This window comes from Burkholderia sp. Ac-20353 (assembly GCF_017104785.1).
GTDB lineage: Bacteria > Pseudomonadota > Gammaproteobacteria > Burkholderiales > Burkholderiaceae > Burkholderia.
Genome location: NZ_JAAGPL010000101.1, coordinates 1 through 12,749 on the forward strand (window position 1 = coordinate 1; position 12,749 = coordinate 12,749).

The window sequence follows — 12,749 nt, forward strand, 5'->3', positions numbered from 1 at the left end:
GCCCGCGTCCGCATGGCCGCCGCACGGGGCGCGCACGGCGGCCGGCCGGCTTACTGCGCCGGCGCCGATGCGGCCTTGCCCGCCTGGCGGTGCTGCTCCCAGCGCTCCTTCATCTTCTCGTGGCGCTGCTCCATCCGCGCGAACTGCTGCTTGATCGCGGTGCTGACCGTCGTCTTCTGCTGGTCGTTCAGGCCGTTGTAGAACGCGAGCCACGCGGCGGTGCTCTGCTCGCGCAGCTGCGCGTTCTGCTGCTCGGCCCGCTGGTGTGCCGCATGCAGCGCGTTCAGGTCGAGGATCGGCTGGTTCTGCTGCGCCTTGAGCTGTTCGCGCATTTGCTCGTGGCTCTTGCGCATCGCGTCGCGGTTCTGCTTCATCGTGTTGACCGCGGTCTGCCACTGTTGCTCCTGCGCGGCCGTGAGCTTCAGCTGGTCGTGCACGCGCAGGATCGCGCCGAACGGGCCGCCGCCGTGCTCGTGCATCTGGTGCATGCCCGGCCCGCCCGGCGGCGGCGCGTCGGCCGGAGGCGCCGCATGCGCGGTGCCGAACGCGAGAGCGAGCACAGTGGCGGCCGCAATGGCCACTCGGGACGTCTTCTTATACATTTCAGAAACTCCTGTATCCAAATGGTCCGGCGATGCGGCGGCGGGGAAGCCGGGCGTCGCATCCGGTAAGACGCAGGTTAGCGGCGCGAGTCCCGGCCGTTGTTACGCGAGCCGGTGGCGGAATTACCGTGCATTACAGTTCGCTTGCGCGGTAACCCGCAGTAACCCTTTCGTCCCTTTGTATCGTTCTTTGCGACCGCCCTCGCGCGGTAAACTTCGAGCCATGACTACCCAGATCCTCATCGTCGACGACGACCAAGAACTCCGCGACCTGCTGCGCGACTACCTCGTGCGCCAGGGAATGGAAGTGTCCGTGCTGCACGACGCGGCGACGCTCGAGAAGCGCCTCGAGCGCGAGCGTCCCGACCTGATCGTGCTGGACCTGATGATGCCGGGCGTGGACGGCCTCACCGCGCTGCGCCAGCTGCGCGCGGCCGGCGACGACATCCCGGTGATCATGCTCACCGCGCGTGCCGACGACGTCGACCGCATCGTCGGGCTCGAGCTCGGCGCGGACGACTACCTCGGCAAGCCGTTCAACCCGCGCGAGCTGCTCGCGCGCGTGCAGGCGGTGCTGCGCCGCCGCCGCGCGACGCCGTCGGCCGCGGCGCCCGAGCAGCGCGCGCCGTACGCGTTCGGCCGCTTCGTGCCCGACTTCCAGGGGCGCACGCTGTCGGTCGCCCGCAAGCCCGCGACCCTGTCCAGCAGCGAACTCGCGCTCCTGAAAATCTTCGTCCACCACCCGCTCCGCCCGCCTAACCCCCGGCGCCTGCTCGAGCTGCTGCACGGGCCCGAATACGACGGCACCGACCGCGGCATCGACGTGCAGGTGTGGCGCCTGCGCCGCATCCTCGAAACGGATCCGTCGACGCCGCGCTTCATTCAGACGGTGCGCGGGCGCGGCTACGTGTTCGTGCCCGACGGCGAGGCCCATGCGCAAACCCATTGATTCGCTGTTCGGCCGGCTGTCGCTGCTCGTCATCGGCGTCCTGCTGCTATCGCACTTCGCGTGGTATTTCGCGATCCGGCTCGAGCGCAACCATATGCAGACGCGCTATGCGGTCGAGGAGGCCGCGTTTCTCGTCGATGCGGTGCGCCAGCACGTCGCCCGCACGCCGGATCAGCCGCTGCCGTCGCGCGTGCGGCTCGTGCCGCCCGACAGCCCCGATGTCCCGCATCAGGACGGCACGCTGCCGCCGTCCCTGAAGCGCTTCCGCGACGACGTGAGCGACCGGATGCCGGCCGGCACGCGCGTCGTGGTCGGTGCGCCGGGCCATCCGCCGGTGCTGTGGGTCAAGGAGCCGACCGATGCGAACTGGATCGTGATCCCCGTGCAGCCGCTGCGGCCGCCGCGCTCGCTGGACCGGATGCTGCTGTGGCTGGGCACGATTTTCTCGGCCGGCGTGATCGCCGCGCTGTTCGCGGCCTGGCAGCTGCAGCAGCCGCTGCGTTCGCTTGCGCGCGCGGTCGCGCGCTTCGGCCGCGGCCAGCCGGTGCCGCCGCTGCGCGAGCACGGGCCGCGCGAGCTGCGCCAGCTCACGCACGGTTTCAACCAGATGGTGGAGCAGGTGTCGCGCGCCGAGAACGACCGCGCGGTGATGCTGGCGGGCGTCGCGCACGACCTGCGCACGCCGCTTGCCAGGATGCGCCTGCGTGCCGAGATGATGGACGATGCACGGCTGCGTGACGGCGTCGTGCGCGACGTCGACTCGATGACGCACATCGTCGACCAGTTCCTCGTGTTCGCGCACGGCGGCCACGACCGCAGCGAGCCGGTGCCGGTCGACCAGGCCTGCGAGCGGATCGCGCGCACTTATCGCGCGGTGGCGCCGAACGCGCCGACCGTCGAGACCCGGCTCGCCGCGGACCCGGGCTTCCTGCTGCCGACCGCGACGCTCGACCGGATCCTGTCGAACCTGCTCGACAACGCGCACGCATACGGTGCGCCGCCCGTGGTCGTCGAAACCACGCGCACCGCGACCGGCTACGTGCTGGCGGTCAGCGACCACGGCGGCGGCATCGCGCCGCGCGATCTCGCGGTCGCGACGCGGCCGTTCGTCCGTCTCGACCCCGCGCGCGGCGGCAACGGGCACAGCGGCCTCGGGCTCGCGATCGTCGAGCGGCTGGTGCTGCGGCTGGGCGGGACGTGCGAGATCGGCAACCGGCCCCAAGGGGGGCTGCGCGTCGAGATGACGTTTCCGTTCGACGTGGTGCCGAAGGACGAGACGCACGCGCAGGCCGCGTGAGCGGCACGCATGGCGCCCGCGCGGCTGCGCGGGGCGCCATGCCGCGTCATTCGCCGAACAGCGTGCCGAGCGTCTCGGCCGCGTTGCTGTCGATCGTGTTGTAGGTCACGCTGGTGGCCTCGAAGATATAGACGGTCGTGTACCGGCCGAGACGCTCGAGGATCTCTTCCTGCAGCGATTCCGGCACGATGTTCATGTTCAGGTACCACGATGTCGACGACAGCCGCGTCTGGAACGAACCGTATTCCTGCATCAGCTCGTAGAACGCATCGGCATCCTGATCGCGGCAGACGATCACCAAGTTTCCTGCCATTCCCTTCCTCCCGCTCGTCGAACGATCCCCGTAGGGGCTAGCCCTGATCATACCTGCTTCACCGTGTCCGGCTGCTGATGCCGCACACGGTTTCGTGTCGCGTGCAGCGAGCGGGTTCACGATCGGGCCGGATCACGGCATAATTCGGGCCAGCGCGTCGGCCGGGAGACTGCGGGCCGGCTCGATCGTGAACCCGCCCGCTGCGCCGATCCGTCCGCCGCCCGCCCGTTCCGGGCCCGATTCGTCCGCGGCTGTGGCCGGGATCCACCGTTTCGCCCCGGAAGGTTGTGCCTGAAATAGAGGTTGTAGTAGTGTCGTGCCGTTCGCGGGACGACTCGGCCGGGATCCGCGCGCGGTGGCGCTGTCAGCACGCGTCGCGCATTGCGTCCGCCTTACATCGCGTGTCAACACGAATTACCGCGCCCGTGCGCTTTGCCATGATTCAACATCGTCTGCCGGTCAATTACTTCGCTTCGATTGGCCTTACCGGGGAGAGCGCCTGATGGATTTCGGATTCGATCCGAACCGGATCGCCAATGCATCCGCATGGCGCGTCCTGCCGAACCGGTGGGATTTCATCGCCTTTCCGCTGATCATCTGCCTGATCGCGATGGCGGTCGTCGGTTTCCACGAAACGATGGCGCCGATCGCGACCCTCAATACGCAGAAGATTTCGCTCGACCCGTCGAACCTGCCCGAATACGCGCTGCGTACGACGCTGCGGATGCTCGCCGCGATGGTCGCGTCGCTCGTGTTCACGCTCGTGTATGGCACGCTCGCGGCGAAAAGCCGCCGGGCCGGCATGGTGCTCGTGCCGATTCTCGACATCCTGCAGTCGGTGCCGGTGCTCGGCTATATCTCGTTTACGGTCACGTTCTTCCTCGCGCTGTTCCCGAGCCGCGTGCTCGGCGCCGAACTCGCCGCGATCTTCGCGATCTTCACGAGCCAGGCGTGGAACATGACGTTCAGCTTCTACCAGTCGCTGCGCACTGTGCCGCGCGATCTCGACGAAGTGTCGCGCAGCTTCCACCTGACCGGGTGGCAACGCTTCTGGAAGCTCGAGGTGCCGTTCTCGATGCCGGGCCTGATCTGGAACATGATGATGTCGATGTCGGGCGGCTGGTTCTTCGTCGTCGCGTCGGAGGCGATCACGGTCGGCAACCACACGATCACGCTGCCGGGCATCGGCGCGTATCTCGCGCAGGCGATCGGCGACAAGAACCTCGGCGCGATCGGCTGGGTGATCCTCGCGATGACGGTCGTGATCCTCGCGTATGACCAGCTGCTGTTCCGCCCGCTCGTCGCGTGGGCCGACAAGTTCCGGATGGAAACCACGAGTTCCGGCAATGCGCCCGAGTCGTGGCTGCTCGACCTCGTGCGCCGCACGCGGCTGATCCACAAGCTGCTCGTGCCGGCAGGCTGGTTCTTCGCGAAGGCCGCGCGCATTCCGTTCCGGCTGCCGCTGTCGGGCGCCGTGCGCTTCACGCTGCCGCGCGTCGAGAGGAAGGCGTCGCTCGCCGTCGACATCGTGTGGGCGATCCTCGTGCTGCTCGGCACGGCCTACGTGGTCTGGCGCGTGATCAGCTTCGTGGCGACCGGCGTGACGATGGCCGAAGTCGGCCACGTGATCGTGCTCGGTCTGATCACGCTGCTGCGCGTGATGCTGCTGATCGCGATCGCGTCGGTGATCTGGGTACCGATCGGTGTGTGGATCGGGCTGCGCCCGGCGGTCGCCGAAAAGGTGCAGCCGCTCGCGCAGTTCCTGGCCGCGTTCCCGGCGAACCTGCTGTTCCCGGTGTTCGTGATCGTGATCGTGAAATTCCACCTGAACGCCGACATCTGGCTGTCGCCGCTGATCGTGCTCGGTACGCAGTGGTATATCCTGTTCAACGTGATTGCCGGCGCGACCTCCTATCCGAACGACTACCGCGAGGCGGCGACGAACTTCCGCATTCGCGGCTGGCAGTGGTGGCGCCAGGCGATCCTGCCGGGCATCTTCCCGTATTACGTGACGGGCGCGATCACCGCGTCGGGCGGCGCATGGAACGCGAGCATCGTGTCGGAGTTCGTCCAGTGGGGCGACACCAAGATCGAGGCGCACGGCCTCGGCGCATATATCGCGCAGACGACGGCCGCGGGCGATTTCCCGAAGATCATTCTCGGCATCGCCGTGATGTCGCTGTTCGTCACCCTGTTCAACCGCGTGCTGTGGCGCCCGCTGTATGCCTATGCCGAGTCGAAGCTGCGACTCGACTGAAACTGATTGAGAGCGAAACGCGATGCAAAATCCGAATGCTGTAAACGCCCCCGTTCAGACGCAGCCGGCGCCGCCGAAGCTTGGTGAGGAGATCCTGCGCGTTGACGACGTCAGCCGCGGCTTCAACAAGAACCAGGGCGAGCTGCTGGTGCTCGACGGCGCGAACCTGTCGCTGCGCGAAGGCGAGATCGTCGGGCTGCTCGGCCGCTCGGGCTCGGGCAAATCGACGCTGTTGCGGATCATCGCCGGGCTGATCGAGCCGACCGGCGGCGAGGTAAGCTACCTCGGCAAGCCGCTGCGCGGCCCGGCCGAAGGCGTCGCGATGGTGTTCCAGACCTTCGCGCTGTTCCCGTGGCTCACCGTGCTGCAGAACGTGGAAGCGGGCCTCGAGGCGCTCGGCGTCGACGCGCGCGGGCGACGCGAGCGCGCGCTTGCGGCGATCGACCTGATCGGTCTCGACGGCTTCGAGAACGCGTATCCGCGCGAGCTGTCGGGCGGCATGCGTCAGCGCGTCGGTTTCGCGCGCGCGCTGGTCGTCGATCCGACGATCCTGCTGATGGACGAGCCGTTTTCGGCGCTCGACGTGCTGACCGCCGAGACGCTGCGTACCGACCTGCTCGACTTGTGGACGCAGGGCCGCATGCCGATCAAGTCGGTGCTGATCGTCACGCACAACATCGAGGAAGCGGTGTTCATGTGCGACCGGATTCTCGTGCTGTCGTCGAACCCGGGCCGCGTGATCGCCGAGATCAAGGTGCCGTTCAAGCATCCGCGCAATCGTCTCGACCCGGCATTCCGCAAGCTGGTGGACGACATCTACGCGAAGATGACCGCGCGCCAGATCGGCGAGGCGACGAAGAAGGGGCTCGAACTCGGCAGCTGGTTGCCGCAGGTGTCGACCAACCTGATGGCTGGCCTGATCGAAACGCTCGCGATGGCGCCGTACCATGGCCGCGCGGACATGCCGGAAATCGCGCGCACGCTGCACCTCGAGGTCGACGACCTGTTCCCGATCGCCGAAGTGCTGCAGTACCTCGGTTTCGCGGACGTGCGCGAAGGCGACGTGTTCCTGACGCCGCCGGGACGCGTGTTCGCGGAGTTCGGCACGCAGGAACGCAAGCTGATGTTCGCGGACCACCTGCTGAAGCACGTGCCGCTCGCCGCGCGGATCAAGAAGGTGCTGAACGAGCGGCCGGGCCATCGCGCGCCGCGCGTGCGCTTCGAGCAGGAGCTCGAGGATTTCCTGTCCGACGCCGCGGCCGAGGAGACGCTCGACGCAGTGATCGACTGGAGCCGTTACGGCGAGATTTTCTCGTACAACGACCAGACCGAGATCTTCAGTCTCGAGGACGTCGAGTCCTGACCGACGGGCCGGGCCGCCTGGCCCGGCAGCGACATGCGCGCGGCGCACCCGCGCGCGCGCCGCGACGCGTTACTGCAGGTTGCCCCAGCGGTCGACCGCCGGATCGGCCGATGCCCACTTCCAGTGCGACCCTTGCTGGCACGCGCTCGCGAAATACCAGCTGGCCTTTGCGCCATCCTTCACCGAAAACGCGAATTCCTTGCACAGCGCGAGTGGCGTCGAATAGGCGCGCGTGACGCGCACCTCGCCTTCGCCGTTCTCGAGCGGAATCGTGTTCTTCACCTTCCACGGCTTCGCTTCGCCGACCGCAAGGCCGCCGACCGCGTGCGCGATCGCGTCCTGCTGGTTCTGATGAAGCTGCTTCATCGTGCGGTTCACGGCCTCGTCGGTCGCCGCCTGCACGGCGATGCCGACCCCGATGCCGACCGCCGGGTTCGCGGTCACGAGGCCCGTCGCCGCACCCGCGAGCGCGCCGCTCGCCGCGCCGACCGAGCCGCAGCCGGAGAGCGCGACGCTGGCCGCGCCGAGTACGCCGAGTGTGGCGAGTGTGGCGCCGAGCCGCGCGAGACGGAGCGCGACGCTCATTGCAGCGCGCCCCAGCGCTCGGTCGCGGGCTCGGCCGACGCCCACTTCCACACCGGGCCGTCGCGGCAGATCGTGGCGACGTAGAACGCCGATTGCGCGGCCGCATCGGGTTTCGCCGGCGTATCGACGGAGAACACGATTTCCTTGCAGTCGAGCGGCCCGATGCTGATCATCCGGCTGACCGTCACGCGGCCGCGCTCGTCGTCCTCGATCGGAAACGAGTGGTTCGTCGACCACGGTGCGACGCCGCCGACGTCGAGCGGCCCGGCCGCCGTCGCGATCTGCTGCTGCGTGTAGCGGTGCGCGACGCGCTGCGTGTACTGGACACCCGCGCGGGCGCCGGCGACCGCGCCGAGGCCGATGCCCGTCGCGACTGCCGCATTGTTGGTGACTTTGGAGGCGATCGCGGCGCCGGCAATGCCGGCACCAGCCGTCGCGCCTTCGCTGTACAGCGAGTTGCAGCCGGACAGCAGCGCGGCCGTGGCGGCCACCGCCAGCATGATGCGCGCCGGCATGGCCCGGCGCGGCGATTCGAAACGAATGTTCATCCCTGAGTTGAGTCCTGTCTGGGTGAGCGGCGACGCGGGCACGCGCTCACGTGCCGTGCCATTGTTTCGCAATTGTCATAGGAAAACTGCAAAGCTTTGACAAATCGCGGGCCGGCGGGGCGCGCGCACGCGCGCGGCGCTATTGTCTGGCAGATGCTGGGTAAGGGGTCGCAACGTTACAAATTGAGGGTAATTGTTACTTTTGGGGCGCCACGAACGCACCTAGACTTTTTCGATATGGAATGTTTCAACGACGGCCACGCGCCGCTCCCTATATGAGACACCCAGCGATGCGCCGTTCGAAACGGCCTGCGCAACAGCCGCCCGACACGGGCGCGGGCCGTCCGCGGCCGCGTACCGATGCGCCATCCGCACCACCAGTCGGCGCGCCAGCCATGCCGCCGTCCGATGGCGACCACAACCAGGGCGGAGCCCGGCCGGAAGGACTCGACTATCAACGCGACGTCGGCCTGGAACAGGACGCGTGACGTCGTCTTCGCGGCATTTCGTTGTCGCAGTCGGTTGCCGCATTTAGTTTTCGCATTTCGCTTTATTTCTCACATCTGAACTGCCGCGCAGCAACATTCCGGCTGCTGCGCGCGTCAACGCGCGCGTAACGCGCGCAGGTCGTTCGAATCAAGGAGGGAAGGCCGCATGAGCAGATTGATCGTCGTATTGAACCGTGTCGCGATCGGCGAGGACTCGCGCCGGAGCGCGGGTGGACTCGCGATGGTCGTGTCGGTGACGCGGCGGGCTGGCCTGCGGGGCGCGCATGTGTGATTGCGCGACGATGCGCGGCCCCGGCGCGGATGATGGGGCGGACGACCGGGCGGACGACGCCACCCGGCGGTTCTTCATCCTGACTGGTGGGCCCGGCTCGGGCAAGAGCACGCTGATCGACGCGCTCGAGCGCGCCGGATTCGCGCGCTCGCAGGAGGCCGGACGCGGCGTGATCCAGGACCAGCTGGCGGTCGACGGCCCGGCGCTGCCGTGGCGCGACCAGGTGGCCTTCGCCGAGCTGATGCTGAGCTGGGAGATGCGTTCGCACCATCTCGCACGACAGGCGCGAGGGCCGGTTTTCTTCGACCGCGCCGTGCCCGACGTGATCGGCTACCTGCGGCTGTCGGGACTCGCGGTGCCCGCGCACGCGGAGGCAACTGCACGGCATTTCCGCTATCACCGGCGCGTGTTTATCGCGCCGCCGTGGTCGGACATCTACACGCAGGACACCGAGCGCCGCCAGGATTTCGCCGAAGCGGTGCGCACCTACGACGCGATGGTCGAATGCTATTCGTCGTACGGCTATCAGCTGATCGAGCTGCCGCGGGCGAGCGTGAAGGCGCGTGTGCGCTTCGTGCTGGACGCGCTCGATGCGGGATGATGTGTCCCAACGCAGTCCGACACGGCCTGAACGGCATGAACGGCATGAACGGCATGAACGGCATGAACGGCATGAACGGCATGACGCGCGTCCGCGCCGGATGTGCCGGATGTGCCGGATACGGCGGGCTCAGGCCGATGCGTTCGGCTGCGGGGCCGCGATGCGCAGCGTGCTGACGACGGCCGCGGCCGCCGCGAACGCGGCTGCTACGTAGAGCGCGACCGTCGGCCCGTGCGCGGGCGCGACGCCGAAGATCAGCGCGACGAGCGCGGCGCCGAGCGTCTGCCCGGTCAGCCGCGCGGTGCTGAGCATGCCGCCCGCGCCGCCGCTGCGTTCGCGCGGCGCCGACGACAGCATCGCGCGGTTGTTCGGCGACTGGAACAGCCCGAAGCCCGCGCCGCACAATGCCATGCGCCAGACGATGTCGACCGTGCCCGGATGCGCGCCGATCGTCGCGAGCGACAGCAGCCCGGCCGCGAACAGCGCAAGCCCGATGCCGCCGAGCACGCCGGCCGAGTAGCGGTCGGACAGCACGCCGGCGAGCGGGGCGGCGACGACGATCACGAGCGGCCACGGCGTCATGTAGAGGCCCGTCTGCACTTGCGAGAAGCCGAGCGAATTCTGCAGCCAGAACGGCAGCGCGACGAATGCGAGCATCTGCGATGTGAACGACGCGACCGACGTGCAGATCGACAGCGCGAACATCGGGATGCGCATCAGGTCGACCGGCAGTAGCGGCGCCGGCTGCGACAGTTGCCGCTTCACGAAGAAGTAGCCGACGGCGAGTGCCACTGCGAATTCGGCGGCGACGACGGCACCGCGCTCGCCATGGCCGAGCCCGTCGACCGCGATGATCAGCAGCCCGAACACGCACGCGTTCATCAGTGCGCTCGGAATGTCGTATGGCGCGTCGTGCAGCGGGTTGGCGGGCAGCGCGCGCAGGCTGCCGAGCACCGCCGCAATGCCGATCGGCACGTTGATCGCGAAGAGCCACGGCCACGGTGCGACCGACAGCACGGCGGACGCGACCGTCGGCCCGATCGCCGACGACAGCGCAACCACCATCGCATTGATCGACAGGCCACGGCCGAGCATCGACGACGGATAGATCATCCGTACGAGCGCCGCGTTGACGCTCATGATCCCCGACGCGCCGAAGCCCTGGATTACGCGCAGCACTGCGAGCGTCGGCAGCGACGTGGCGAGCGCGCAGCCGAGCGACGCGACGGTGAACAGCGCGAGGCCGGCGATGTAGACGCGGCGGTAGCCGACGCGTTCGCCGAGCGACGCAAGCGGCAGCAGCGTGATCGTGACGGCGAGCTGGTACGCGTTGACGATCCAGATCGACGCGGCGTCGGATGCGTGCAGGTCGCGTGCGATGGTCGGCAGCGCGACGTTGGCGATCGCGCCGTCGAGCACGGCGAGCGTGATGCCCAGTGCGACGCAGACGATCGCCCAGTAGCGTTGCGGAAGCGGCAGGCCGGTATCGGCATTCATGACGGGAACGCGTCAGTCTGGAGCCGGAACGCGGCCATGGAGCCTCCTTGCGGTGATGGACGGCAGGTTGAAGCGCGGGATAGTGCGGGCGCTGCGCGCGCTCGCGGAGGCGGGCACAAGCCGGCCGAGTGTAGCACCGGGCCGCGCGACGCGTCGCCGACGCAGGCCGATGCTCAGGCCGATGCTCAGGCCGATGCTCAGGCCGATGCTCAGGCCGATGCTCAGGCCGATGCTCAGGCCAATACGCGGGCCAATACGCGGGCCAATACGCGGGCCAATACGCGGGCCGGCCGCGCGGTCAACCCTCGAAGTCGAGACCGCCCAGCCGCACGAGCGGGTCCGCTTGCGTGCGCGACACGAGATCGACGTCGCGCGCGCTCTGCCACGCGTCGAGCTTCCTCGGCAGCGCGGCGAGATAGTGCTCGAAGCGCACCATGCCTTGCGGCTCCATCAGCTGTTCGATTTCGTCGGTGTCCCAGGTCAGCTCGAGGTTCAGCGGATGCGCGAAGCCGCTCACGTGTTCGTGCGGCGCGCTGCGCACGCGCACCTGCGTCGGGTGGCCATGGCCGCCATACGGGACGACGTCGGTCTCGACGTGGTCGGCGAAGAATGCGGCGATCGCGCGCGCGATGCGCGGCGCGAATTCGGTATCGAAACGGCGGGCGGTTTCGGGCTGCATGCGGGCGTCTCCTTGGTCCCGAAAATGTAGCACGGCGCTTGCGCGTTTTGGCCGGACGGCCCGGCGTAATCGTGCGTTACCACTTGCTGCATCTATTACGGTGGGCCGCGTCCACAATGCATCGCATCCCGTACCACTTCGCGTGGGAGTGCATCATGAAGAAGATCGCAGCAGTGTGTGTACTCGCCGGTTCGCTTGCCGTCGCTGGGCCGGCATCCGCGCATGGCCGCGACGACGGCGCCGTGATCGGCGCGCTGATCGGCGGCGCGGTGCTGGGCGCGATCGTGACGTCCGCGCTGAATCCGCCGGTCGCGTACCAGGCGCCTGCGTATCAGGCACCGGCGTATCAGCCGCCGACGTACTATCAGGCGCCGGCCTACCAGCCGCCCGCCTATCCGCCGAGCTACCAGCAGGCGCAGTATCAGGACGACGATGGCGACGGTGGCCAGCCCCGCTATTGCTATGACCGCTATCAGCGCGCGTATGTGTGTGGGGCGCCGGCGCAGGCCGGCTACGGTTATGCGCAACCGGCCGGGTGGTAAGCGCTGCGACGTGTGCATGCGCGGCTGCGGTGCCGTGGCGCCATGATCGCGTGCCGCGGCCGCTACCGGCGAATGCGGAACCGAAACGAGAAGGCCCTCGCATCGTGCGAGGGCCTTTTTCGTTGGCGCGTGTTGCGGCAGACGCGTGAAAAGGATGCGGGCGCAACGTCATTCGCGCCGGCGCGCGTCACCCGCGCCGGATACAAACGGTTGCAATTGCGTCAGTGCCAGCGGCCGTGTCCGCGGTCGTCGTCGGTCTGGCCGCTGCGCCAGTCCCGGCTGCCGCCGTTCGCGCGGTTGCCGTCGCCCGAGCGGTTGCCGCCGTTGCCGTGATTCCAGCCGTTTCCATTGGCGTTGCCGCGGTCGCCCCAGCCGCGGTCGTGCCGCCAGTCGCGGTCGCCGTGGCGGTAGTCGCGGCGATCCCAGTCACGGTCGCCGCCGCCGCCCCAGATGTTCACCGAGCCGTACACGGGTGGATAGGTGGGGCCGTATGCATAGCCGGGGTCCGAATAGTAGGGCTGACCGTAGCCGTATCCGTATCCGGCGTCAGGGCCGACGACGCAGCCCGTCAGCAGCGTGGCGACGGCGGCGGTGAGGGTGGTGAGCTTGATCATGGCGTTCTCCGTTGAGCGGATCATATGTGGCGGAGCGCCGCGCATCTGACAGCAATTGTGACTCTAAGTTACAGCCGCGTAAGGTCGGTCGGCGAAAGTGTTAGCATCCGGAGCCAATTGTC

General features: G+C 68.2%; 15 protein-coding genes. 8 read left to right on the forward strand and 7 right to left on the reverse strand.

The genetic code is table 11. The features are described 5' to 3' along the window. Positions 1–50: 50 nt before the first annotated feature. Complete coding sequence (locus G3N94_RS25170; RefSeq protein WP_205795263.1) at positions 51–602, reverse strand: periplasmic heavy metal sensor; 552 nt, start codon at positions 600–602, stop codon at positions 51–53. 223 nt (positions 603–825) lie between these two features. Here G3N94_RS25170 and G3N94_RS25175 point away from each other — a divergent pair, with 223 nt between their 5' ends. Both G3N94_RS25175 and G3N94_RS25180 read left to right on the forward strand, forming a co-directional pair. Continuing rightward, positions 826–1,551, forward strand: a complete 726-nt coding sequence (locus G3N94_RS25175; RefSeq protein ID WP_205795264.1) for a response regulator — start codon at positions 826–828, stop codon at positions 1,549–1,551. Then, entirely contained in the window at positions 1,535–2,848 is a 1,314-nt protein-coding gene (locus G3N94_RS25180) for an ATP-binding protein (RefSeq protein ID WP_205795265.1), read from the forward strand. The genes G3N94_RS25175 and G3N94_RS25180 overlap by 17 nt, the downstream gene beginning before the upstream one ends. A 46-nt stretch (positions 2,849–2,894) precedes the next feature. On the opposite strand, the gene G3N94_RS25185 is transcribed toward G3N94_RS25180, so the two are convergent. Beyond that, positions 2,895–3,161: a hypothetical protein gene (locus G3N94_RS25185; protein ID WP_205795266.1), complete on the reverse strand. Its 267-nt coding sequence runs from the start codon at positions 3,159–3,161 to the stop codon at positions 2,895–2,897. Between the two features lie 502 nt (positions 3,162–3,663). Here G3N94_RS25185 and G3N94_RS25190 point away from each other — a divergent pair. Next, positions 3,664–5,418 carry an ABC transporter permease subunit gene (locus G3N94_RS25190; protein WP_205795267.1) on the forward strand — a complete coding sequence of 585 codons (1,755 nt, stop codon included), beginning with the start codon at positions 3,664–3,666 and terminating at the stop codon, positions 5,416–5,418. Between the two features lie 22 nt (positions 5,419–5,440). Then, a complete protein-coding gene (locus G3N94_RS25195; RefSeq protein ID WP_205795268.1) occupies positions 5,441–6,781 on the forward strand; it encodes a nitrate/sulfonate/bicarbonate ABC transporter ATP-binding protein in 1,341 nt (446 codons plus the stop codon). A gap of 69 nt (positions 6,782–6,850) precedes the next feature. On the opposite strand, the gene G3N94_RS25200 is transcribed toward G3N94_RS25195, so the two are convergent. Together G3N94_RS25200 and G3N94_RS25205 are read right to left on the reverse strand one after the other, a co-directional pair. Further along, on the reverse strand, positions 6,851–7,366 hold the full coding sequence (locus G3N94_RS25200; protein ID WP_205795269.1) for a hypothetical protein: 516 nt from the start codon (positions 7,364–7,366) through the stop codon (positions 6,851–6,853). Continuing rightward, positions 7,363–7,914, reverse strand: a complete 552-nt coding sequence (locus tag G3N94_RS25205) for a hypothetical protein (RefSeq protein WP_205795270.1) — start codon at positions 7,912–7,914, stop codon at positions 7,363–7,365. The genes G3N94_RS25200 and G3N94_RS25205 overlap by 4 nt, the downstream gene beginning before the upstream one ends. A gap of 290 nt (positions 7,915–8,204) precedes the next feature. Here G3N94_RS25205 and G3N94_RS25210 point away from each other — a divergent pair, with 290 nt between their 5' ends. The 3 genes from G3N94_RS25210 to G3N94_RS25215 all read left to right on the forward strand — a co-directional run bounded on the left by G3N94_RS25210 (position 8,205) and on the right by G3N94_RS25215 (position 9,295). After that, complete coding sequence (locus G3N94_RS25210) at positions 8,205–8,402, forward strand: hypothetical protein (protein WP_205795271.1); 198 nt, start codon at positions 8,205–8,207, stop codon at positions 8,400–8,402. Between the two features lie 166 nt (positions 8,403–8,568). After that, on the forward strand, positions 8,569–8,694 hold the full coding sequence (locus G3N94_RS43020; protein WP_277398569.1) for a hypothetical protein: 126 nt from the start codon (positions 8,569–8,571) through the stop codon (positions 8,692–8,694). Positions 8,695–8,704: 10 nt separating this feature from the next. Further along, positions 8,705–9,295 carry an AAA family ATPase gene (locus G3N94_RS25215; protein WP_205795289.1) on the forward strand — a complete coding sequence of 197 codons (591 nt, stop codon included), beginning with the start codon at positions 8,705–8,707 and terminating at the stop codon, positions 9,293–9,295. Between the two features lie 129 nt (positions 9,296–9,424). On the opposite strand, the gene G3N94_RS25220 is transcribed toward G3N94_RS25215, so the two are convergent. Beyond that, positions 9,425–10,792, reverse strand: coding sequence for an MFS transporter (locus G3N94_RS25220; protein WP_205795272.1), 1,368 nt, complete (start codon positions 10,790–10,792; stop codon positions 9,425–9,427). 298 nt (positions 10,793–11,090) lie between these two features. Then, a complete protein-coding gene (locus G3N94_RS25225) occupies positions 11,091–11,471 on the reverse strand; it encodes a DUF5594 family protein (protein ID WP_205795273.1) in 381 nt (126 codons plus the stop codon). Positions 11,472–11,587: 116 nt separating this feature from the next. On the opposite strand from G3N94_RS25225, the gene G3N94_RS25230 reads away from it, so the two are divergent. Next, entirely contained in the window at positions 11,588–12,013 is a 426-nt protein-coding gene (locus G3N94_RS25230; protein WP_205795274.1) for a hypothetical protein, read from the forward strand. A gap of 221 nt (positions 12,014–12,234) precedes the next feature. Here the strand turns inward: G3N94_RS25230 and G3N94_RS25235 are convergent, their stop codons facing one another. Further along, positions 12,235–12,627, reverse strand: coding sequence for a hypothetical protein (locus tag G3N94_RS25235; RefSeq protein WP_205795275.1), 393 nt, complete (start codon positions 12,625–12,627; stop codon positions 12,235–12,237). Positions 12,628–12,749 lie beyond the last annotated feature (122 nt).